The sequence below is a fragment of the Mesorhizobium sp. M1D.F.Ca.ET.231.01.1.1 genome (assembly GCF_003999155.2).
GTDB lineage: Bacteria > Pseudomonadota > Alphaproteobacteria > Rhizobiales > Rhizobiaceae > Mesorhizobium.
Genome location: NZ_RZOZ02000004.1, coordinates 190,545 through 212,884, shown reverse-complemented (window position 1 = coordinate 212,884; position 22,340 = coordinate 190,545). Strand labels below are relative to the sequence as shown.

Annotated in this window: 20 protein-coding genes and 1 pseudogene; 5 read left to right on the top strand and 16 right to left on the bottom strand. The window is 63.5% G+C overall.

Annotated elements, in window-relative coordinates; translation table 11 throughout:
- Positions 1 to 9: 9 nt before the first annotated feature.
- The 7 genes and pseudogenes from EN874_RS13560 to cysG form a co-directional block, all read right to left on the bottom strand.
- On the bottom strand, positions 10 to 630 hold the full coding sequence (locus EN874_RS13560) for a DJ-1/PfpI family protein (protein ID WP_127425187.1): 621 nt from the start codon (positions 628 to 630) through the stop codon (positions 10 to 12).
- Positions 631 to 926: 296 nt separating this feature from the next.
- Positions 927 to 2,536: pseudogene (locus EN874_RS34830) on the bottom strand (GMC family oxidoreductase N-terminal domain-containing protein).
- A 77-nt stretch (positions 2,537 to 2,613) separates the two neighbouring features.
- The gene (locus tag EN874_RS13550; RefSeq protein ID WP_127425186.1) at positions 2,614 to 3,147 is read right to left on the bottom strand and encodes a DUF934 domain-containing protein; all 534 of its coding nucleotides are present in this window, start codon (positions 3,145 to 3,147) and stop codon (positions 2,614 to 2,616) included.
- A 94-nt stretch (positions 3,148 to 3,241) separates the two neighbouring features.
- A complete protein-coding gene (locus tag EN874_RS13545; protein ID WP_127425185.1) occupies positions 3,242 to 4,006 on the bottom strand; it encodes a phosphoadenylyl-sulfate reductase in 765 nt (254 codons plus the stop codon).
- Positions 3,981 to 5,651: a nitrite/sulfite reductase gene (locus EN874_RS13540; RefSeq protein ID WP_127425184.1), complete on the bottom strand. Its 1,671-nt coding sequence runs from the start codon at positions 5,649 to 5,651 to the stop codon at positions 3,981 to 3,983. Before EN874_RS13540 ends, EN874_RS13545 begins: the two co-directional genes overlap by 26 nt.
- A gap of 42 nt (positions 5,652 to 5,693) precedes the next feature.
- Complete coding sequence (locus EN874_RS13535) at positions 5,694 to 5,999, bottom strand: DUF2849 domain-containing protein (RefSeq protein ID WP_127425183.1); 306 nt, start codon at positions 5,997 to 5,999, stop codon at positions 5,694 to 5,696.
- The gene (gene cysG, locus EN874_RS13530) at positions 5,996 to 7,444 is read right to left on the bottom strand and encodes a siroheme synthase CysG (RefSeq protein WP_127425182.1); all 1,449 of its coding nucleotides are present in this window, start codon (positions 7,442 to 7,444) and stop codon (positions 5,996 to 5,998) included. Before cysG ends, EN874_RS13535 begins: the two co-directional genes overlap by 4 nt.
- A 426-nt stretch (positions 7,445 to 7,870) precedes the next feature.
- On the opposite strand from cysG, the gene EN874_RS13525 reads away from it, so the two are divergent.
- Positions 7,871 to 8,308 (top strand): host attachment family protein, encoded by a 438-nt coding sequence (locus tag EN874_RS13525; RefSeq protein ID WP_127425181.1) that lies wholly within the window; start codon positions 7,871 to 7,873, stop codon positions 8,306 to 8,308.
- Between the two features lie 218 nt (positions 8,309 to 8,526).
- The gene (gene ybaL, locus EN874_RS13520; RefSeq protein ID WP_168247482.1) at positions 8,527 to 10,323 is read left to right on the top strand and encodes a YbaL family putative K(+) efflux transporter; all 1,797 of its coding nucleotides are present in this window, start codon (positions 8,527 to 8,529) and stop codon (positions 10,321 to 10,323) included.
- 45 nt (positions 10,324 to 10,368) lie between these two features.
- Here the strand turns inward: ybaL and EN874_RS13515 are convergent, their stop codons facing one another.
- Positions 10,369 to 11,175 carry a helix-turn-helix transcriptional regulator gene (locus EN874_RS13515; RefSeq protein ID WP_127425180.1) on the bottom strand — a complete coding sequence of 269 codons (807 nt, stop codon included), beginning with the start codon at positions 11,173 to 11,175 and terminating at the stop codon, positions 10,369 to 10,371.
- A 124-nt stretch (positions 11,176 to 11,299) separates the two neighbouring features.
- Here EN874_RS13515 and EN874_RS13510 point away from each other — a divergent pair, with 124 nt between their 5' ends.
- Positions 11,300 to 12,220 (top strand): zinc-binding dehydrogenase, encoded by a 921-nt coding sequence (locus EN874_RS13510; protein ID WP_127425179.1) that lies wholly within the window; start codon positions 11,300 to 11,302, stop codon positions 12,218 to 12,220.
- An 18-nt stretch (positions 12,221 to 12,238) separates the two neighbouring features.
- Here EN874_RS13510 and EN874_RS13505 read toward each other — a convergent pair whose 3' ends face one another.
- Both EN874_RS13505 and EN874_RS13500 read right to left on the bottom strand, forming a co-directional pair.
- Positions 12,239 to 12,988 carry an SDR family oxidoreductase gene (locus EN874_RS13505; RefSeq protein WP_126087592.1) on the bottom strand — a complete coding sequence of 250 codons (750 nt, stop codon included), beginning with the start codon at positions 12,986 to 12,988 and terminating at the stop codon, positions 12,239 to 12,241.
- Positions 12,989 to 13,086: 98 nt separating this feature from the next.
- Positions 13,087 to 15,342 carry a transglycosylase domain-containing protein gene (locus tag EN874_RS13500; protein WP_127425178.1) on the bottom strand — a complete coding sequence of 752 codons (2,256 nt, stop codon included), beginning with the start codon at positions 15,340 to 15,342 and terminating at the stop codon, positions 13,087 to 13,089.
- 555 nt (positions 15,343 to 15,897) lie between these two features.
- Here EN874_RS13500 and EN874_RS13495 point away from each other — a divergent pair.
- Positions 15,898 to 16,572, top strand: a complete 675-nt coding sequence (locus EN874_RS13495; RefSeq protein WP_127425177.1) for a protein-L-isoaspartate(D-aspartate) O-methyltransferase — start codon at positions 15,898 to 15,900, stop codon at positions 16,570 to 16,572.
- A 177-nt stretch (positions 16,573 to 16,749) separates the two neighbouring features.
- On the opposite strand, the gene EN874_RS13490 is transcribed toward EN874_RS13495, so the two are convergent.
- Together EN874_RS13490 and EN874_RS13485 are read right to left on the bottom strand one after the other, a co-directional pair.
- A complete protein-coding gene (locus EN874_RS13490) occupies positions 16,750 to 17,178 on the bottom strand; it encodes a VOC family protein (protein ID WP_127425452.1) in 429 nt (142 codons plus the stop codon).
- Positions 17,179 to 17,231: 53 nt separating this feature from the next.
- Positions 17,232 to 19,277, bottom strand: coding sequence for a flotillin family protein (locus EN874_RS13485; RefSeq protein WP_127425176.1), 2,046 nt, complete (start codon positions 19,275 to 19,277; stop codon positions 17,232 to 17,234).
- 1,209 nt (positions 19,278 to 20,486) lie between these two features.
- Between EN874_RS13485 and EN874_RS34055 the strand changes: the two genes are divergently transcribed.
- Complete coding sequence (locus tag EN874_RS34055; protein ID WP_210235991.1) at positions 20,487 to 20,708, top strand: dihydrofolate reductase family protein; 222 nt, start codon at positions 20,487 to 20,489, stop codon at positions 20,706 to 20,708.
- Between the two features lie 98 nt (positions 20,709 to 20,806).
- On the opposite strand, the gene EN874_RS13470 is transcribed toward EN874_RS34055, so the two are convergent.
- The 4 genes from EN874_RS13470 to EN874_RS13455 all read right to left on the bottom strand — a co-directional run bounded on the left by EN874_RS13470 (position 20,807) and on the right by EN874_RS13455 (position 22,235).
- Complete coding sequence (locus EN874_RS13470) at positions 20,807 to 20,953, bottom strand: hypothetical protein (protein ID WP_126087586.1); 147 nt, start codon at positions 20,951 to 20,953, stop codon at positions 20,807 to 20,809.
- Between the two features lie 25 nt (positions 20,954 to 20,978).
- Positions 20,979 to 21,233 carry a GlsB/YeaQ/YmgE family stress response membrane protein gene (locus EN874_RS13465; RefSeq protein WP_112096624.1) on the bottom strand — a complete coding sequence of 85 codons (255 nt, stop codon included), beginning with the start codon at positions 21,231 to 21,233 and terminating at the stop codon, positions 20,979 to 20,981.
- Positions 21,234 to 21,341: 108 nt separating this feature from the next.
- Positions 21,342 to 21,548, bottom strand: coding sequence for a hypothetical protein (locus EN874_RS13460; protein ID WP_127425174.1), 207 nt, complete (start codon positions 21,546 to 21,548; stop codon positions 21,342 to 21,344).
- Positions 21,549 to 21,614: 66 nt separating this feature from the next.
- On the bottom strand, positions 21,615 to 22,235 hold the full coding sequence (locus tag EN874_RS13455) for a ribonuclease D (RefSeq protein ID WP_127425173.1): 621 nt from the start codon (positions 22,233 to 22,235) through the stop codon (positions 21,615 to 21,617).
- Positions 22,236 to 22,340: the final 105 nt, after the last annotated feature.

Here is a 22,340-nt window from a genome sequence, read left to right as displayed (position 1 = left end):
AGATAGAGGTCAGGCTGCCTTGCGCTGGTCGCGCATCAGCGCTTCGCCGTGACGGACCTCGGTGCCGAGCACCTTCAGGCATTCCCGCATGAAGGCGGCAAGACCGGGCCATCCCTTTGCCGACACCAGATTGCCGTCGACATGCGCGCCGGTCGGCGCGACGTCGATATAGGTGCCGCCGGCGAGCGTCACCTCGGGCTCGCAATAGTGCAGCGCCGCCACTTCCCTGCCGCGCACCACGCCGTCGACCGCGATCAGGATCTGCACGCCGTGGCAGATGGTGAAGATCGGCTTGCCGGTTTCATGGAAGTGCCTGACCAGCGCCTGCACGCGCTTGTCGATGCGGATATATTCCGGCCCGCGCCCGCCGGCCGCGTAGACCGCGTCATAGTCCGCGGGGTCCACCTCGGCGAAGGTCTTGTTGAGTATATAGTCGTGGCCGAGCTTTTCGGTATAGGTCTGGTGGCCCTCGAAATCGTGCAGTGAGGTCTTGAGCACGTCGCCGGCCTTCTTGTCGGGGCACACGACATGGACGGTATGCCCGACCGCGTGCATGGCCTGCTCAAAGACGAAAATCTCGTATTCCTCGCTGAACTCGCCAACGAGCATCAATATCTTCTTGCCTGCCATGTCGGGTCCTCCCTTGACAGCTATTTATTTCGAGGTGTGAAATTATGGCCCTATCCTAAGGGCTCGACGGCGGAAGAGGAAGTGCAAATCGATCAATTGGTCAGACCAGATCGATTCGATCTCTCGGGCAAGGCGAGAAAGCCGGCCAGAGCAATTCCAGGAAAAGTGTGAGCGGTTTTCCGTCCGGAATTGCGTAAAAACAAGGAGATAGGGCGTTTCACCGTTTCCGTGAAACGGTGAAACACACTAGCCCCGCGACAAACTCCACGGAGCTGGTCCGACCAAGCAGGCGGAGGTCAAGCAGCCGTCCGCATCATGTCGGCAGCCTTCTCGGCGATCATGATCGTCGGCGCGTTGGCGTTGCCGCCGATCAGGGTCGGCATCACCGAGGCATCGACCACGCGCAGCCCTTCCAGCCCGCGAACCTTGAGGTTCGGGTCGACCACGGCCATGTCGTCGATACCCATCTTGCAAGTGCCGGCGGGGTGATAGATGGTGTCGGCGCGCGCCCTGATATGCGCCATCAGTTCGGCATCGCTCGAAGCGCCGGCCGTATAGATCTCCTGCCGGCGATACTTCGCCAGCGCCGGCGCCTCCAATATCGCACGCGTCATCCTGACGCCCTTGAGCAGAAGGTCGGCGTCGCGCTCGTCCTCGAGAAAGCGCGGGTCGATGCGCGGCGGCGCCAGCGGGTCCCTGCCGGATAATCCCACCTCGCCGCGCGAATAGGGTCTCAGCACGCAGACATGACAGGAAAAGCCGTAGCCCATATGCAGCTTGCGGCCATGGTCGTCGACGATGGCTATGCAGAAATGCAATTGCAGATCGGGACGCTCGATCGCCGGATCGGATTTTAGGAAGGCGCCGGCTTCGGCATAAGGCGTGGCGATCATGCCGGTGCCATCCTTGCGCCAACGCAGCATATGCCTGACCAGCCCCGGCATGCCGGTGAGGCCGATGCCCATCAGATCCGTCTCCCGCGACTTCCAGGCCAGGATGAAATCGAGATGGTCCTGCAGGTTCCTGCCGACGCCGGGCAACTCGTGGACGAGCGGAATGCCGTGAGCCGCGAGCTCGACCGCCGGACCGATGCCGGACAAGAGAAGCAGTTGCGGCGAGCCGAACGCTCCGCCGCACAGGATGACCTCGCGCCTGGCTTCCGCCACCGCCTCGCCTTTGCCGATGCGATACCGCACGCCCTTGGCCCGCTTGCCGTCGAGCACGACGCCCGTCGCATGCGCACCGGTGACGACGGTGAGATTGGGCCGGCTCATCGCCGGGTGCAGGTAGGCGGCGGCGGCCGAGTAGCGCTCGCCGTTGCGGCGCTCGCCCCAGAACTGCGTGACCTGGGGTAGAGCCCAGCGCCTTCCTGCTCCGGCCCGTTGAAATCGTCGTTGCGCCTGACCTGGTTTTCGCCGCAGGCCTCGACAAAGGCTTTCGAGATGGGGCGCGGCTCCTGCTGCTCGGCGACCCTCAGCGGCCCTTCGCCGCCATGCAGCGCACCGGCGCCGCGCTGATTGCCTTCGGCGCGCCGGAAATAGGGCAATACCTCTTCCCAGGACCAGCCGTCGCAGCCGAGGTCGGCCCATTCGTCATAGTCGCGACGGTTGCCCCGCGTATAGAGCATGGCGTTGATGGCGCTGCAGCCGCCCAATGCCTTGCCGCGCGGCTGGTAGCCCCTGCGGCCGTTGAGACCTTCCTGCGGCACGGTCTGGAAGGCCCAGTTGTTGAGCTTCGGCCGTCCGGGCAGCAGCGCGATGATGCCCGCCGGCGCGCGGATCAGGAGGTCCTTGCCGTCGCCTCCCGCTTCGAGCAGGCAGACCGTCTTCGACGGGTCTTCGGAAAGCCTGGCGGCAAGCGTCGAGCCGGCGGATCCGCCGCCGGCGATCACATAGTCGTAGCGCATCCTCTCCTCCCGGCGGATGTTTCCGTCCGTCCTGTGAGAGAAGACCTCGTGGTGAGTCTTGTAAAGATGCCGCAGCGTCAGCCGGGGCGCTTGCGCCGCCAGGAATATTTCGGGCCCTTGGCTTCCGGCTCCGCGGCCGGCTGGTAATAGACCGGCAGGCCGCCGGTGCGTCCTTCCTCCAGCCGCTTCAACAGCACCGGATTGGAGACCTCGAATTCGTCGAAGCCGAGCCGCAGCATATGCGGCAGCTGGTCGACCAGCACCTGACCCGTGGCGCGGACCGCGCCCTTGAAGTGATGCCGCGCGCGCAGCAGCTCGCCCTTGGAGAAGGAGCGGCCGTCATTGAACGCCGGAAAGGCGAGCGCCACCAGCGACAGCTGGTCGAGCAGGCCGACGATCTTGTCGAGCTCGTCGCCAGGCAGCAGGAGCACGCCGATGCGCTCCTTGGCCGACTTGCGGGTCTCGTCATCGAGCCCGAGGACGACCTGCAGCGGCAGGATGAAGCGGCCATTGCCCGCAAGCGCCTCGGCGCTTTCGGCATGGGTCCATTCGTCCTCGCGAAAACCCTTCGGGGTCCAGAGGCGGGTCCCGGGTGTCGTCGATTCAGTCATCAAAAATCCTAAAGTCCAAAGAGTCCCAAGCGAGCCGGCGGACGGCCAGCAGCCGTGACTTTGGGGGCCGACATCACGCGAATAGCGATATACCCTAAAGTGAAGCGTCGGTCAGCGACTTCTCCAGTCCGGAGAGATGGATGCCGCACTCGGTCTTGGCGTGCCCTGCCCAGCGGCCGCTGCGCGCGTCCTCGCCCGGCTGTACCGGTTGCGTACAGGGGAAGCAGCCGATCGAGAGGTAGCCATAGGCGACCAGCGGGTTTTCGCGCAGCGCATGCGCGCGCATATAGTCGGCCTGGTCCGACGTCGTCCAATGCGCCAGCGGATTGATGCGGATGCGCGAACCGACCGCCTCGAAGACCGGAAGCGCCGCGCGCGTCGAAGCCTGGAAGCGCTTGCGCCCGGTGAACCAGGCGCGGAACGGCTCGACGCCGCGCGCCAGCGGCTCGACCTTGCGCACGTTGCAGCAGGCGTCGGTGTCGGTCTCGTGCAGCCGGCCGGTCGGATCGACGCGCCCGAGCGCGGCCTCCTCCGGCTTGATCACCCTGACATCGGTCAGGCCGAAATCGGCCACCAGCGCGTCACGGTAGCCGAGCGTCTCCTCGAAATGCTTGCCGGTATCGAGGAAGATCACCGGCAAGGTGCGGTCGATCTCCGAAATCATGTGCAGGAGCACCGCCGAATCCGCGCCGAAGGACGAGACGGCGGCAACCTCGCCGCGGAAGGATTCCCGCGCCGAGCGCTCGATGATCTCGATCGGCTTCAGATGCCCGAGCAGCGCGTCGAGCCCCGCCGCTTCCGCGGCAACGCCGGCCTCGACATCGACGATACGGTCAAGCGGCCTTGGTTTCGCCAGCATAGAGCGCCTCCTTGAACGGCGCGGGACCGACACGGCGGTAGGCGTCGATAAAACGTTCATTGGGACTGAGCCGAAGGCCGAGATAGGTATCGACGATCTGCTCGATGGCATCGGTGATCTCTTCCGAGGAGAAGCCGCGGCCGATAATCTCTCCGACGGAGGTGTTTTCGTCGGCCGAGCCGCCGAGCGTCACCTGGTAGAGCTCGGTGCCCTTCTTCTCGACGCCCAGAATGCCGATATGGCCGACATGGTGGTGGCCGCAGGCATTGATGCAGCCGGAAATCTTCAGCTTCAGCTCGCCGATCTCGCGCTGCCGCTCCAGCGAGGCGAAGCGGCGCGAGATTTCCTGCGCCACGGGGATGGAACGCGCAGTCGCCAGCGCGCAGTAGTCGAGGCCCGGGCAGGAGATGATGTCGCTGATCAGATTGGAGTTGGCTGTCGCCAGGCCGATCTCGACCAGCGCGTCATAGACCGCCTTGAGGTCGGCGCGCGCCACATGCGGCAGGATAAGGTTCTGCTCGTGGCTGACACGCAATTCGTCGAAAGCGTATTTCTCGGCGATGTCGGCGACCGCTTCCATCTGGCTGTCGGTGGCATCGCCGGGCACCTCGCCGATGCCCTTGAGCGAGATGGTCACCGCCGCATAGTCGGGATGGCGGTGCGTCACGACGTTCTGGTCGAGCCATTCCGAGAAGCTCTTGGAATCGAGCCGCGCCTGCTTCACCTGAGCATCGCCTTGCGGCCGGTCCGTCAGCGCCGGCGGCGCGAAATAGGCGTTGATGGCCTCAATGTCGGCCTCAGGAAGCTTGAGCTCGGCGTCCTTCAGCTCCTGCCATTCGGCCTCGATCTGGCGCGTGATCTCCTCCTCGCCGGTCTCGTGGACGAGGATCTTGATGCGTGCTTTGTACTTGTTGTCGCGACGGCCGTAGAGGTTGTAAACGCGCAGGATCGCCGTGCAGTAGGAGAGAAGATCGGCTTTCGGGAGGAAGTCGCGGATCTTCTTCGCCACCATCGGCGTGCGGCCCTGGCCGCCGCCGACATAGACGGCAAAGCCGAGCTCGCCGGCCGCGTTCTTCTTCAGATGCAGGCCGATGTCGTGCGTCTGAATGGCGGCGCGGTCGCGCTCGGCGCCGGTCACCGCGATCTTGAACTTGCGCGGCAGGAACGAGAATTCCGGATGCACCGACGACCATTGGCGCAGGATTTCCGCATAGGGACGCGGATCGGCGACCTCGTCGGCGGCGGCCCCGGCAAAATGGTCCGCGGTGACGTTGCGGATGCAGTTGCCACTGGTCTGGATGGCGTGCATCTCGACGCTCGCCAGATCGGCGAGGATCGCCGGAATATCGGACAGCGCCGGCCAGTTGAACTGGATGTTCTGGCGCGTCGTGAAATGGCCGTAGCCCTTGTCGTATTTGCGGGCGATATGGCCGAGCATGCGCAATTGCCGGCTGTTCAGCGTGCCGTAGGGCACGGCGATGCGCAGCATATAGGCGTGCAATTGCAGATAGACGCCGTTCATCAGCCGGAGCGGCCGGAACTGATCCTCGGTGATCTCGCCGGCAAGCCGGCGCTGCACCTGGTCGCTGAACTCCGCGACACGGGCCTCTACGAAATCGTGGTCGAACTCGTCGTAACGGTACATACTTCGTCTTTCAGGGCGCGTCCGCCCGCTTTTCCTTGAGACTTATGCCGCCCGGGCCGCTGCCGGGCTCGCCTGCTTGCCGATGTCGGTGCGGATGGTGGGACCCGCGGCGCGGATTTTTTCGCGCAGCCGCACCGGCTCGACGAGGCCGTCGATCACGGTCACGTCGATCAAATTGACGTCGACCACCTCATTGTTGGCGGCGGCCTCGGCGCCGATCGCTTCGAGCCGGTCCTCCGCCGCCTTGTCATGGGCGATGTCGGCATGACCGACGGTCTCCGCCCAGCCGCCATCGGCATACCAGACGGCAATGCCGTCGGAGAGCCTGTTCGCGGTCAGAACCTTCATTGCTGGACTCCTTCGGCCGTGATCCTGGCCGTTTCTTCTAGCCTGTGTGCCGCGAGCGGCTCGGAACGTTCGAAATTGGCGCCGGCCACCGCGTCGCCGATAATGGTCATGACCGGGCCGGTGAGATCGGCGCGCTCCTCCAGCGACGGCAGGTCGGCCAGCGTGCCGTGGAAGCGGCGGCGATTGCCGAGGCTTGCATTCTCGACGACGGCGACGGCGGTGTCGGGCGACAGCCCGGCCTCGATCAGGCGGCCGGCGACTTCGGCAGCGACCGAGCGGCCCATATAGACGGCAACGGTGGCGCCCGAGATGGCGAGCTTTGCCCAGTCGGGCAGCGAGTTGCCCTTGAGGTCGTGGCCGGTGGTGAACACCATCGACGACGAGACCCCGCGCAGCGTCAGCGGCAATTCGAAATCGGCGGCGGCGGCGAAGGCCGCGGTGACGCCCGGAACCACCTCATAGGCGACGCCGGCTTCGCGCAGCGCGGCCATCTCCTCGCCGGCCCGGCCGAACACCAGCGGATCGCCCGACTTCAGCCGCACCACGCGCTTGCCGGCGCGGCCAAGCTCGATGAGCAGCGCGTTGATCTCTTCCTGGCTCTTCGAATGGCAGCCCTTGCGCTTGCCGACGGGCAGCCGCTCGGCGTCGCGGCGGCCCATGGCAACGATCGCCTCCGGCACCAGCGCGTCGTAGACGATCGCGTCCGCCTCCATCAGCAGGCGGTGGGCGCGCAGCGTCAACAGGTCTTCCGCGCCCGGACCGGCGCCGACCAGCGCGATATGGCCCGCCGCCGGCGCATCCGAAGCCAGAAGGTCGAGCGCGGCCTCATGCGCTTTGTCGAATTCCCCGGTTTCAACCGCCTTGGCCGGAGCGCCGGCGAAGAAATCGCTCCAGAAGCGGCGGCGGCGATTGCCCTTCGGCAGTTGCTCGGCAGCAGTGCGGAACGACGCCGCCAGGGCAGCCAGCCGGCCGAGCGAAGGCGACAGCAAGCGATCGATGCGGGCGCGCAGCAGTTGCGCGAGCACCGGGCCGGCGCCCTCCGTGCCGATGGCGATGGCGACCGGCGCGCGGTTGACCAGCGCCGGCGTAAAGAAATCGCAGAGTTCCGGCCGGTCCACGGCGTTGACCGGGATGCCCAGCCTGCGCGCGTCCTCGGCGACGCGGCGGTCGAGCGCCTCGTCGCCGCTGGCGGCAAACACCATGGCTGCGCCTTCGATCTGTGCGGCATCATAGGCGGCATCGACATGGACGGCGCCGGCGGCGGCGATGAAACTCAGAAGTTCGGGATCGGCGTCCTCGGCGATGACGCGCAGCGCCGCGCTCGACTGCGCAAGCAGCCTGGCCTTGGCCAGCGCCACCTCGCCGTTGCCGACGATGGCCACGGCTTCGCCGTCGACCCGCATGAAGACGGGAAAGGCGTTGAGCTTGGCGTTGGCTTGCGACATGGCGATAAGCGATACGAGAACAGTCTGGCAGTTTTATGCGGGCGCGGCAAAAACCAGAAGGCAAGCACTCGCGCATCCCTCGATGGCAGGCAATCGCTTTTTCGCAACCGCGAAAGGCAGGAGAAAAAAATTCTACGCCGTGGCCTGAGGTGGCCAGACACCTCGCCGGCACCCATTGATGCAGCGTAATTTTTAGCGTCGCCCACGCAGCGCGGCAAAACAGTTTTTTCTAATTTCTACTAAGTTAGTAGATTAAAGCCGTGCTCTCGCGAGGCGGCGGGTGATGCCCCGCAAAAGATGATCGAGCGGTCGTCGCCGACGGGAACAATCACGCTCGGCGGCACGTTTGCTAGCAATCACATCCCTGCCGACAGATCGCATTTTGAAGCTCCGTCGACAGGCCGGAAGCTGAAAAGGAGGAGCGTTATGAGCATCAGGCTGAAACACGATCTTTGGGTCATCGTGGCCGACGGCGAAAAGGCGCTTTTCCTCCGCAACCAGGGCGATACGAGATATCCGAACCTGCAGGTCGTGCAGGAAATGGAACAGGAAAACCCGGCCACCCGGGAGCAAGGCACCGACAAGCCAGGCCGCTACGCTGAAGGGCCCCGCAGCGCCATCGAGGAGACCGACTGGCATCGCCTCGGCAAGGAACGTTTTGCCGACGATATCGCCGAGCGGCTTTACAAGCTTGCGCATCGGGGCGACTTCGACGAGGTCGTGCTGATCGCGCCGCCGCAGGTGCTCGGCGAGATGCGGCAGAAGCTGCACAAGGAGGTCTGCGAGAAGGTGAAGGCGCAGATACCGAAGACGTTGACCAACCACACCATCTTCGAGATCGAGAAACTCCTTCAAGCGGCCTGAGCCAGGCAGCGAGAGGCTATCGAACGCCATGGGATTGGCGCCGCGCGACCGCCCGCGCGGAGGCCGGCTGCGATTTTCGGCCTCCGTAGTATTCCCGGCGCCGATTTCTGCGTCACAGCGGTTGCATCATCGCCAAGCCCTCCACCATACTGCGAAAGGCGACAGCCTCGGCGGGCGCTCATCCGACATCGCAGTTTCTGAAAGGCGCGCAAGAGACAATGCCGCATGACACGCCCCTTATCGCCACAATCGTCGCCGGTTTGGGGCTTGCCTTCGTCTTCGGCGCATTGGCCAACCGTTTCCGCATTCCCCCGCTGGTCGGCTATCTCGTAGCCGGTGTGCTGGTCGGGCCGAACACACCGGGTTTCGTCGCCGATGCCGGGCTTGCCAACGAGCTGGCCGAGATCGGCGTCATCTTGCTGATGTTCGGCGTCGGCCTGCATTTTTCGCTGAAAGACCTGTTGTCGGTCCGCGCGATTGCCGTGCCCGGCGCCGTCGTGCAGATCGGCTTCGCCACGTTGCTCGGCGCTGGGCTGGCCTGGCTGCTCGGCTGGTCGCTGGGCGCGGGCCTGGTCTTCGGCCTGGCGCTCTCCGTCGCCTCGACCGTCGTGCTGCTGCGCGCCATGCAGGAACGGCGGCTGATCGAGACCGAGCGCGGCCGCATCGCCGTCGGCTGGCTGATCGTCGAGGACCTGGCCATGGTGCTGGCTTTGGTGCTGCTGCCCGCGCTTGCCGGCGTGCTGGGCGGCCAGCCGCAGGCCGACGACCATACGAGCCTGCTATCGCTGCCCGCCAGCTACGGCATATGGGGCGTGGTCGGCGTGACGCTCGCCAAGGTCGTCGCCTTCGTCATCGTCATGCTGGTCGTCGGCCGCCGGGTCATCCCCTGGGTCCTGCACTATGTCGCCCACACCGGCTCGCGCGAGCTCTTCCGGCTCTCGGTGCTGGCCATCGCTCTCGGCGTCGCGTTTGGCGCGGCAAAGCTGTTCGGCGTCTCGCTGGCGCTCGGCGCCTTCTTCGCCGGCATGATCATGAGCGAGTCCGAGCTCAGCCACCGGGCGGCCGAGGAATCGCTGCCGCTGCGCGACGCCTTCTCCGTCCTGTTCTTCGTCTCGGTCGGCATGCTGTTCGACCCGTTCAGTCTGGTCAGCAACGGCCTGCCGATCCTGGCCACTTTGGCCATCATCGTCATCGGCAAGTCGCTCGCCGCCTTCGTCATCGTCATTGCCTTCCGCTATCCGGTCGCGACAGCGCTGATGATCTCGGCCAGCCTCGCCCAGATCGGCGAATTCTCCTTCATCCTGGCCGAGCTCGGCGTCGGGCTGAAGCTGTTGCCGGAGCAGGGCCGCGACCTGATCCTGGCCGGCGCCATCCTGTCGATCCTGCTCAACCCGCTGATGTTCCTCGCCGTGGACCGGATGAAACCATGGCTGGAAAGGCGCGCAGGCAGGGCCCCCGAAGAGGCAAAGCCGATCGGTCCGGCGACCGAGCCTGGCCAGGCGGCTTCGGTGGCGGCGGCGCCGGCGAAAGAGGACGATCCGCCGCCGCGCACGTCGCAGACCGGCCATTCTATCCTGATCGGCTACGGCCGTGTCGGCAGCCTCGTCGGGGCAGCGCTGAAGGAGGCCGCCCTGCCCTTCCTGGTCATCGAGGACGCCGACAAGACGCTGGCCAAGCTCAAGGAGGATGGCGTCGAAACGGTGGCCGGCAATGCCGCCAATGCGGACGTCTTTTCAGCCGCCAATCCAGAAGGCGCCAAACGCCTGATTCTCGCCATCCCCAGCGCCTTCGAAGCCGGGCAGGTCGTGCTCAGGGCCCGCGCAGCCAATCCCGGCATCAGCGTCATTGCGCGCGCCCATTCCGATGCCGAAGTCGAGCACCTCAAGGGGCTCGGCGCCGATACGGTGATCATGGGCGAGCGCGAAATAGCGCGCGGCATCGTCGAGGTGGTTACCGGCATGGCGCCCGCTCGGTTGAGCGAGGCCGCTGTCGAGATCAAGCCGCGGCCTGCCTGATATGCCCGCCTGCGCGCGCTGCGTAATCAAGGGATAAATGCGTGATCAAGCGATAAATGCGGAACCGCCGTGTTGCGCGATATCGCTGAGATATTTTGCCGGCGGCTTGCCCAGAGCCTTCTTGAACATGGTGATGAAGGCCGTGACGGATTCATAGCCGAGATCGCCCGAGACCCGCTGCACGCTGGCGCCGGAGGATAGTTCCCGAAGTGCTACGATCAGATGCAGCTGCTGGCGCCATCGCCCGAAAGTCAGCCCGGTCTCCTTCACGACAAGGCGCGCCAGGCTGCTCTCGCTGAGCGCCACGCGGTTCGCCCATTCCGAGAGCGTGCTGCGATCGGCCGGATCCTCGGCCAACGCTTCGGCGATCCGCCGCAGGCGCGGCTCGGCCGAGACCGGCAGATGCAATTGCTGCACAGGCATGCGCGGCAGCTCGGCGAGCAGGAACTTTCCCAGGAAGCCGCATCTCGCATCGTCCGGCGCGCAGTCCGACAATTCGATGATGAGCTCGCGCAGCAGCGGCGAGATCGAAAGCGTGCAGCACCGTTCCGGCAGCTCGGCCGCGCCGGGCTCGATATAGACGAAGAATATCCGCGCATTGGCGGTCGCGATATTGCTGTGCTCCATGCTGCCGGGAATCCACACGCCGCAATGCGGCGGCACCATCCATAGGCCATCCGGAACGCGGCAGGTGACGCCTCCGCCGAGCGCGAAGACGAGCTGTCCCTTGCGGTGCCAGTGGTCGGGCACCTCCGCCTTGGTCTCGGTCACGTCGACGCGCACGGCGATCGCGGGGGCGAGCACATCGTCGACGTCGAAATCCAGCCAGGGCCAACGAAGAGGCTGTCTCATACTGACTTCTTTTAGCGATTATTTGACCTTATATCTAAATTACTCAACCACGAAAGTCGATAGGCTCGAGCCGTCATCGTCGCGATTCGATCGCGACCCCAACCGCCAATCTCAAAGGTGGCCCATGCTCGCGCTCGCTATTTCCTCCGACAGTCCCAACAGGCTGAAGCTCACCCGGATTGACGAGCCACAGCTTTGTCCGGATGAAGCATTGGTGGCAGTTCATGCAACATCGTTGAATCGTGGCGAGTTGCGCCTGCTCGGCATCCGCCCGGATGGCTGGATCCCCGGCCAGGACATCGTCGGGATTGTCGAGCGGGCAGCCGCCGACGGCTCAGGCCCGGCCGCGGGCACGCGCGTCGCGGCTTTGGTCGACCAGGCCGGCTGGGCCGAACGTGCCGCCGTTCCGACCGATCGTCTCGCCATCCTGCCGGATGAGGTCAGCTTCGCGCCCGCAGCCACGCTTCCGGTCGCGGGCACGACGGCGCTGAGGACGTTGCGCCATGGCGGCGACCTGGCCGGCCAGCGGCTCCTGATCACCGGTGCAAGCGGCGCGGTCGGTCGTTTCCAGATCCAGGTCGCCCGCGAGCAGCGCGCGTCGGTGACCGCGGTCGCCGCCTCCCGGCACGGCGAGGATCTCCATGCGCTGGGAGCCAAGCATGTCGTCGAGTCGATCGAACTGGCCGAGGGGCCGTTTTCGTTGATCACCGAGTCGGTCGGCGGGCAAAGCCTCGCAGACGCGATCGAACGCGTCGCGCCTGGCGGCACCATCGTCATGTTCGGTTCGAGCAGCGGCGAGCTGACGCCGGTCGGGTTCCGCCAGTTCGTTCCGGGCCACGAGGGGGCGCGGCTTCAGACTTTTGCCTACTATACGTCCGGCTCAGCCATCGGCGCCGACATCGCTTGGCTGCTTGGGTTAGTCGCGGCCGGCCGGCTGGAAACCCGCGTGGCTTTGACTACACCGTGGACAGAGATCGGCCAGGCACTCGACGCATTGCGACAGCGCAGCCTCAGCGGCAAGGCCGTTCTCACCATGACCGGATGAGCGGTCCTCGGCTTGGAATTAGACGTGCTGGCCGCCGTTGATGTGGATTTCCGAGCCGGTCACGTAGGACGCCTGGCCCGTGCACAGGAAGAAGATGATGTCGGCGACTTCCGAGGTGGCGCCGAGGCGCCTGAGCGGGATCGTCTCGACGATCTTGTCGGTGCCTGGCGACAGGATCGCCGTGTCGATCTCGCCCGGCGCGATGGCGTTGACGCGGATGCCGTGCGGGCCGAAGTCATGCGCCATCTCGCGCGTCAGCGAGCCCAGCGCCGCTTTCGATGTCGCATAGGCCGTGCCGGCGAACGGATGCACCCTGGTGCCGGCGATCGAGGTGACGTTGACGATCGAGCCCTTGGCCGCGGCCAGCTCCTTGAACAGGCCGCGCGCCAGCATGATCGGCGCGAAGAAATTGACCTGGAACACGTCGCGCCAGACATGCATCGGCGTCTCGATCGAGTTCATCCGGCCGCCGTCCTTGAGCTTCGGCGAGATGCCGGCATTGTTGACCAGCGCATTGAGCTGCCCGCCATGCGCCTCCAGCCGGTGGCGGATTTCCGAGACGGCGATGCCGACATCCTCCTGGTCGGCGAGATCGACCTTGATGTGGTCCTCAGGCCCGGCCGGCCACGGACAATCCTCGGCGAAGGCCTGTCGCGAGCAGGTGATGACGCGCCAGCCCTCGCGTGAAAAGCGCTTCACCGTCGCATGGCCGATGCCGCGGCTGGCGCCGGTCAGCACAATGGTTTTTCTGGTGTCGGTCTCGGCCATGAGCTTGGTCTCCGGCCGGACATGTAGCCGAAGGCGCTTGCCATTGCGAGAGGCGAGTTGCCGGCTGGACCCTGATCCCGAAAAAGCGGGATCAGGCTTCAGCCACCGCCAAGGATGTCGAGGATCGAGGTCTGCCGCCGCTTCTTCGGGCCGCCGACGTCGCCGGGCGGCACCGGATGCCCGACCGACGCGGTGGTGCCGCCGTCGCTCGGCATGTCGAAGCCGTCGGCATCGACCGTCTGGGCGGGGCGCGCCTGGCGGGCGGGCGCCCGGGCGACGGGCGTGGAAGACTGGCCAACGGCTGCTGGCGGCACCGGCGCCGGCTGCGCGTTATCCGCAGACGGTATCTCGTCCGGCACGATCGTATCGGACGGCGTCGACTTCCACGTGCCGGGCAGCGGCCGCACAGGCACGCCTTCATGCGCCGCGACCATGAATTCGTGCCAGGCCTGCGCCGGCAAGGCGCCGCCGGTGACCCTCTTCATCGGGCTGCCGTCGTCATTGCCGAACCACACGCCGGTGGTGAGGTTGGCGGTGTAGCCGACGAACCAGGCGTCGCGCGAATTCTGGCTGGTGCCGGTCTTGCCGGCCGATGGCCAGTTGAAGGCCGCCTTCTTGGCGGTGCCGACCTCGACCGTGCCGGTCATCATCGAATTCATCATGCCGACGATGTCGGCCTTGAGGACGCGCGGCGCGCCGCCGCCATTGTTCTCGTAGAGCACCTTGCCGCCGGCCGTGGTGATGCGCTGGATGAAATGGATGTCGGGCTTATAGCCGCCATTGGCGAAAGGCACATAGGCGGCGGTCAGCTCCAGCGGCGTCACTTCCGACGTGCCGAGCGCGATCGAGGTGTTCGACTGCAGGTCGGACTGGATGCCCATGCGGTGCGCCGCTTCGACCACCGCGTCGGGGCCGACTTCCATGGTGAGCTGCGCCGCCACCGAATTGAGCGACTTGGCCAGCGCGGTCGCCAGCGTCACCTTGCCATAATATTTGCCGCCGTAATTGTCGGGTGTCCATTTGCCAATCTTGATCGGCGCGTCGTTGCGCACGCTGTCCGGCGTGCGGCCGGCTTCCAGCGCCGCCATGTAGACGAAAGGCTTGAAGGCCGAGCCCGGCTGGCGCCGCGCTTCCGAGGCGCGGTCGAACTGGCTGGTCGAATAGTCGTAGCCGCCGACCATGGCGCGCACGGCGCCGGAATCGTCGATCGACACCAGCGCCCCTTGCGTGACGTTGAGCTTCTTGCCGCTCTCGTCGACCAGCCGGCGGATCGACTGCTCGGCGAGCTTCTGCAACGTGAGGTCGACTGTGGTGTCGATGACGATGTCGCCGCGCACGTCGCCGATCAGGTCGGGCAGTTCTTCCATCACGGTGTCGGCGACATAGTTCTCCGAGCCGGTCCAGTAGGAGGGCGCGCGCGTCGCCGGCGCGCTCAGCGCCATCTTGTATTGCTTGTCGCCGATCTTGCCTTCCTCGCGCATGGCGGCGAGCACGAGCTGCGCTCGCTCTTCCGCCGCTTTCGGATCGCGCGCCGGCGAGAGCCTGGACGGCGCCTTCAACAGGCCGGCGAGAAGGGCTGCCTCCGACAGCGATACATCGCGCGCGCTCTTGCCGAAATAACGCCGCGAGGCGGCTTCCACGCCGTAGGCGCCGGAACCGAAATAGACCCGGTTGAGGTACATTTCGAGGATCTGATCCTTGCTGTGCTTGTGCTCCAGCCAGAGCGCCAGGAGCACCTCCTGCACCTTGCGCTCGAGCGTGCGGTCCGGCGTCAGGAACAGGTTCTTGGCCAGCTGCTGCGTCAGCGTCGAGCCGCCCTGCGAGAAATGGCCGCCGAGGACGTTGGTGACCATGGCGCGCGATAGCCCGATCGGGTCGATGCCGAAATGCGAATAGAAGCGGCGGTCCTCGATGGCGACGACGGCTTCGGGGATATAGGGCGACATTTCATTGAGGCCGACGGCCTCGCCGCCCGACATGCCTCTGTTGGCGATGAGCTGTCCGTCGACAGAGACGATCTTGATGTTGGGCGCCCGGTCGGGGATCGACCACGTGGTCGCCGCCGGCATCTTGGCGCCGTAATAGACGACGATGCCGGCCGCCGCGATGCCGCCCCAGATGCAGAGCACGAAGCACCAGTAGAGCAGGCGGCCGAAGACCGAAAACAGCCCGCGCCGGTTGTGATCGCGGCCGCGGTTGCGCGATTTCGCCTTGGCGGACTTCCGTTTCGCTGCGGATTTGCGATTTGCCGGCACGACGCGATCCTCCTCGCTGACCGAAAAGCCGTCGGAGGATTTCGCCCGCGGCGAGCCCTCGAAGCTCGGTTCGATGCGACTGTCTCTGCGGTTCGCCATGCGCTGTGCTTGTCTGTCCCGGTGCCGATGGCGCTCGGGTTGCAGAGTAGATGCGGCGGTTTAAAGGCGCGTTAAATTGATGGCCGGCCAGCCTTTTGAAATTCCTTGCCAATTTCTTAATCCGTTACCGCGCGTTACCGCTGCCGCTGCCGCTCTGTTCGCGGCGCTTGAGCCGAGCCTCGGCGAAGCGATCGGCGGCTTCCAATATGGCGCGATCATAGTTCTCTGTCGTCTTGGTCCCGGTGCTGGTATCGTCCAGACTGGCGCCCCGACGCCGTGCCTTCCGTGATACCAGACGCACGCAGATCGCGAGCCCGCAAGGTCGCCGACAGGCCTCGCAGCTTTCAGCGCTGGCATCGAGGATGCTTGGCCTTCAGGTTGCGCCGGTGCGTCAGCGAAAATCGCGTGGGGTAGCAGCTTTGATGTAGGTCTGGCGAAACCAGTCTGTACGCATCAAAATGGGCAATGCCCAGCATCGGCCTTGTCGGTTACTGTGACAAGACGAACAGGATATAAAGCCATCTGGCAGCAGCGGGTCGAGGAAGGCTTGCCGTCATGAAACCGATGAACGAAGAACACCTTGCGGTTCTGCGCAGGCAAATGGTCGAGATGATTGCGATCCATGCCGACCTTGCAAGCGAAGAACTCGGTAAGGCAACGCTCGATGAGCGGGTGATGGCATCGATGCAGCGGATCCCGCGACATCTCTTCGTGCCAGCTGCGCTCGCGCCTTATGCCTATCAGGACATGCCGCTGCCGATCGGCTTCGATAAGACCGTCTCGCAGCCCTTCATCGTCGCTCTGATGACCGATCTCCTTGCTCCCCAACCGCACGAGGCAGTGCTCGAGATCGGGACTGGCCTGGGCTATCAATCCGCAATCCTGGCGGAACTCGCAGGAGAGGTTTGGAGCGTCGAAATCATCGAGGAATTTGCCAGCCTTGCCGAAGCTCTGCTGCAGGGCCTTGGCTTCTCGAATGTCGCCATTCGTGTCGGAGACGGGTCTCGCGGCTGGCCCGAGCACGCCCCATACGACAAGATCCTCGTTAGCGTGGCGGCTGAGCGGACGCCGCCGGCTTTGCTGAATCAGCTCAAGCCGGGGGGACGCCTTGTTCTGCCTTTGGCGTCTGAAGAAGTACAGTTTCTGACAATCATCGACAAGGATGCTGTTGGGCAACTCGAGACGCGGAAACTCATCCCGGTTCGGTTCAGTCGGCTTGAAACCATCTAACGGGGTGCGAACGACCGGCGCGACTTCGCTTTTCCCACCGTCAGCTAGTGCGTTTCACTGTTTCACGGAAACGGCGAAAACGCCCTATCTCCTTGTTTTTCCGCAATTCTCACACTTTCCTGGAATTGCTCTAGATGCCGGCAGCTTCACACCCTTCTCGTGGCAATCCTTCGACTGTCAAACTCGATCCTCGTAGAACTCAATGGGGAGACCGTCGGGGTCAGCCACGAAAGTAAACGAACGCCCCGTGTGAGGGTCTATGCGGATAGGCTCAACTTCGACGCCCCGTGCCCGAAGCAACCGGGCTGTCGCCTCTACTGAGTCCACCGAGAATGCTACGTGTCGTAGTCCGCATGCCTCAGGCCTGGTCGGCCGGCTGGGTGCCATTGGAAAACTGAACAATTCGATCTGGACAGGACCATGGCGCAAGTCGCACTTCCAAGATTGCTTTTCGGCGCGCCAATTCTCGTCGACGATGACGAAATCGAGTTTATTCTCGTAGAACTGCTTCGACAGCTCGTAGTCACTGCAGATGATTGCAATATGATGGATTCCCAGAAGCAACTGACCAACCCCACATGAGCATGGACAAGCCTGACGCCGCATATAGTAGCAGGCTTGAAGCGCAAAATGGGCCGGTACGACCGGCCCATTTTCAATCATTCCTCCTCAACGGGTGCCGGGATAGCATCCGGTAGGTTTTGCCGTCCAACCCGGTCGGCAACGAGCATCGAAAGCATCATCTCGACAAGGCCATTGGCGGCCCCCTTCTCGCCGCCGGCAGCGCCGATCTGAATCTGCGGCACGAGGGGCAGCCTGCCATTCTCGATCGCCTCGGCGAAGCGCATGAGAACCTGCGAGTTGAGCTGATAGTCCGGACCGCCGAAGGCCGCGACCTTCTTCTCGGTGGCCTCGGCCTCCGCCAGACCGAGGGCGCGCACCTTCTCGGCCTCCGCAAAACCGGTCGCCTTGATGCGTTCGGCATCGGCAAGCGCGACAGCCTTGATCATGTCGGCCTCGCCCTGGCCGCCGAGGCGCACCTTCTCGGCCTCTGCCTTGGCAGTGACCTGAATGGTTTCCGCCTCCTGGCGGGTGCGGGCGAGTTGCGCCTTTCCCTCGTTCTCACTGATCTCGATGGTAAGTGCCGACGTCGTGATCTTGGCTTGCTGTTCGGCGAGCGCTTGCTTCTCACGCAACGTGCGTTCCTGGATGGCCGCCCTCTCCTGCAACTTATAAGTCTCGACCTTTTCGACTGCGATCTGACGCTCGCGCAGCTGGATCAGAATCTGCTCTATGCTGTTTTGGCCATTGGCGGCGCGCGGCGTGCCAATCAACACTTCCTGCAGCTCGAGACTGTAGGAATTGAATTTTTCGCGCATCTCCTCGCCCGATTTGCGCTGGATATCGCTGCGCTCCTGCAGAAGCTGGATCAGCGTCTTTGTCTGGGCGATATTCTTGAAGTAAGCAGAAACCATCGGATCGAGCGTTTGCTCGACCAGCCGCTTGATGTCACCGAAACGCTGCACCACGAGCGGCGCCTTCATATAGTCGATATGCACGACGACGGAGAGCGGCAGCACAGGCTCGAACGCATCCTTGGTGATCAACGAGACTTCAGACAGGTTCTCGTCCAGCCTGTGTTCGCCAAACTGCTCCTTTGTCCATTTGAGCACGAAGTTGGTGGTCGGCACGGTGACGATATTGCCGGCATAGGTATTGAACGCATACTTGCCTGGCAGCAGCGGCGTTGACCAGACACCGCGTGCGCCGATTTCGACCAGCTCGCCGTGACGGTATGCCTGCCCGGACAGATCCGTGCCATGACGGCCGTTATAGGAGACGACGACACCCACCGTGCCAACGTCGATAATGGTCTTCTGGACCAGTTCGACGGTCGCGAAAATGCGATTGAGGAAGTAGCTGCCGTCGGCCAGCACCTGAAGCTGCCGGCCACGGTAGCCGCCGGCGTTGAGAAACTTCTCCGGGGCCTGAAAATTGTTGTGGAAGTTCGGGTCGTTCGGATCGTTGGCGACGGTCGGCGCGATGATCTCGCCGTCTGGTAGGGCCGGACCGTCATGGATGGTGACGATACCGATCATGTCATCGGCATTATGGATGACGACTGGCTCAAATCCGCCCCGCTCCGAGATCATGCTGGACATGTTGGAAAAAAGGCTTTGTTCCGACGAACCCAGATTAACGGCATAGATCGACTGGGCAGTCAGCACGATGAATTGTGCGAGATTTATCGCATAGGTGCCTTCACGCAAGATCTTGCGTTGCGGTCCTTTCTGTCCGCCTTTTTCGAGAAAGGCGCGCACATCCTGGAAATCATCAGCGTCGGTGTTGGAAGCAAGTGTCTGCGTTGGAGGCAACGGCTTGCCATCACGGGCAAAGACATAGCCGATCTGGCCTTGCGGGATGGTGACAAGATTGGCGCGGTGCATCGAATATTGGAACGGCATGAAGAAATGCAGGCCACCGCGCACGACTTCCGGCTGGTAGCCTGCCTCACGGTTGAGCGCAATGAAGCCACTGCTGACTGAGCCGCGAAAACTCCATAGTTTTTCTAAGATGCCGAGCCTGTCGTTTGGGACGTAGCGGACCACGCCGCTCCACCAGAACAGGATTGCCAGCACGATGACCAGCACGGCTACCTCGATCGCCATCCATTTCATCGGGCCGAGATATTGAAGGGCTTCCATCTCTTCTCTCCTATAGGGCGCGCGGGCTCGTTCACCCGACCGTCACCCGGCTGGTGTTGACTAATGAAGCGGGGAGATTGCGCACCGACTCGTTCGACGCACTAAGGGCGTGTCGAACGTTTGGGCTGCTCATCGTATGGGAAAATGACCGCGCCTCCCGAGTCCCCCGTGAGGAGAGGCGTGGCCGTGAGAAATCTCACATCGGTGTTGCCTTGATAGACATAACGACAAATGAAGTAGGAATCGCACCTACAGGTTTAAAGATATTCCGCGCGGAAATCTAATAAGTATTTCCAACGCTTTCGCTGTTTCGAAAGCACGGTGATTGGCTTTTGCAAATTGGCAGGAGCGTGAAATGGCGCTCTTGACGGGTTAGAACCGTCGGCCCCCGATCCGACCGGCTGGGCCGGGTTGCAAGGGAGCGGGCTCGGAACGGGAACACTTCTTCGGCTTAGCTTCCCTTCCGTTCGATGATGCCGGAGGCGCAGACGCGAGCCCGGAAAATCCCCGCCGGCCCGGGGACGAGCCAAAGCTGATCTTTGCTGATGACCTATAGCGCTGGTTAGCGAACTTTTTGAAATTCAAGCTAAGCTATGATAACGGGTGAATAGTAGGGGCGAGTTGACTGCAAAAAAGGGGGAAATGTTGAGCCGCATTTTAGCAACGGTCGTCGCGGGTATCTGCTTACAATATCGACGGCTTCAGCCGGGCAGGGAGAACAGCAAAACATCAGTTACTTGGCACGGATGGCAGATGGCAAATTACATCGGGCTGCGGCAATTTCAGGTAACATCTATGGTGTGTTGAAAAAGTGCCCGGGGCTGAGACCAAGCGAAAGTGGAAAAGCCATGATGGCTGTCTCCATCCTTTTGTACCACGGGCTGGATAGGCACTTGGCGCCTAATCCGGCTAAATTCGAGAGAGCTATCCGCGTGTTCGAGGGCGCTTACCGCAAGGCTGCTCTGAGTAAGCTTGATTGCCAAGCCGAGAAGGCCAAAGATCGAGATAGCTACCTGTAGACGTTTTGCCCTGGGGCTAATCCGCGGGAATTATTGAGACGGTGGCGTCGCGCCTTCAACTTTCACACGGCGCGACGAAGCGGGCCGGTGGTTCTACCCCCGGAAACCCGGGCGTTTCGCCGTTTCCGTGGAGCGGCACCACGGTCATCAACGGTGATGCGGTACGGAGATTTCGGAGCTCAAGCGAAAAGTGGACGGGGAAATTCTCGTCCACGGCAGCTATCGGCTCGTCCGCACATTGATAGAGCAGAACCTGGCCGACGAACTGCGGCTGGTTGTCTTCCCGGTTGTTCTCGGCACTGGCCTGCGGTTCTTCGACGGAACCAGCGACACGAAGCCGATGCACCTGATCGAAACCCAAAAGGTCGGTGATGGGCTCGGCTTCTACGCCTACGAATTCGCCCGTGACTAGCGGCTGTCGACGCGAACGAAGTCGCGTTCGAAGCAATTGAAAATCAAATGCTTGCCGATCGCACGATGCGGCCGATTTCGCGGTCGCATCGTGGCAGCTCAATTCTGCTGGATCGAAATACCCTTGTCGTCGATCTTGAGCTCCACGCCTTTCGGCCTGGTCTGCTCGCGATAGATGTAGATGCCGAGCGCGATGACCACGACGACCAGCGCGCCGATGATGAGATAGAGCAGGTTCTGCCTCATCGCCCCCCTTTCCAGCGATCGAGCCTCACGCTCGTTTCAAGACCTTGACCACGAGCAGCAGGATGATCGCGCCGATCGTGGCATGGATGATCGACGCCAGGATGCCGCCGCCGATAGCGAAGCCCAGCCTCGGGAAGAGCCAGCCGGCGATGAAGGCGCCGATGATGCCGACGACGATGTTGCCGATCAGGCCGAAGCCGAAGCCCGATACGATAAGACCGGCAAGCCAGCCGGCGATGGCGCCGATGATGATGAAGACGAGAAGACTTTCGATACCCATGCAGGGTTCCTCCAGGCAAGCGGCGATTGCGGAGCCAGGCCCCGAATCAGCCTTCGATATCAACGGCTTCAGGCTATGCGAAAGTCGTTGGCTTCGCCAGCGCCGGCGCTACCGGTCCTCGTCGTCATCGCCCGATGCAGGCCGCCAGCTCGTCGGGTCGACCTTCTTTTGGGTGTTGCTGTCGGTGTAGACCCACCAGGCGCCATCGCGATATTGGCCGACGGATTCGTTGACGACGCCGTCATTGTCCTTCCACAGGATGGTGACCTTGGAGCCGTCCTTCGGCGCGCCTTCTATCGGTTTGCGCTCTGCCATCTTCTCCCTCCCCATCACATTCCGACAATGGACCGGCAGGAACGCCGCTCGACGCGCCGGGTTCCGTCAGCTGTGCGCGAAGATATCCTCTTCCGCCCAGCCCATCAGGTCGAGCTTGGCGCGGGTCGGCAGGAAACGGAAACAGGCTTCAGCCTCCTTGGTGCGATCCTCGCGCGCCAGCCGCGCGGCCAGAACCTCGCGCAACCGGTGCAGGTAGAGCACGTCGGAGGCTGCATATTCGATCTGCTCGGGCGACAGCGTTTCCGCCGCCCAGTCGGAAGACTGCTGCGCCTTGGAGAGACCGATGCCGAGCAGCTCGTTGCAGAGATCCTTCAGCCCGTGGCGGTCGGTGTAGGTGCGGACGAGCCGCGAGGCGATCTTGGTGCAGAAGACCGGCTCGGCCATCACGCCGAACGCGTGATAAAGGACGGCAATGTCGAAACGGCCGTAGTGAAACAACTTCACCACCGCGTCGTTCCTGAGCAGGCTGACGAGGTTGGGCGCCTCCTTCTGGCCAGGCGCAATCTGAATAACGTCGGCGCTGCCGTCGCCCGGCGAAATCTGCACCACGCAGAGCCGGTCGCGATGCGGATTGAGCCCCAGCGTTTCCGTGTCGATGGCCACCGCCGCGACATTGTAGCGGGACAGGTCCGGCAGATCGTTCTTGTGGAAACGGATGTCGGTCATTCTCTTCTCCGGATCGGGCCTGCAGCGCCGCGCATCTTTTGCGCAAAGGACGCTGCAGCCCTTTGCACTGGATAATTCGTCCTCGCCGCGATCCGCCGAAAAATC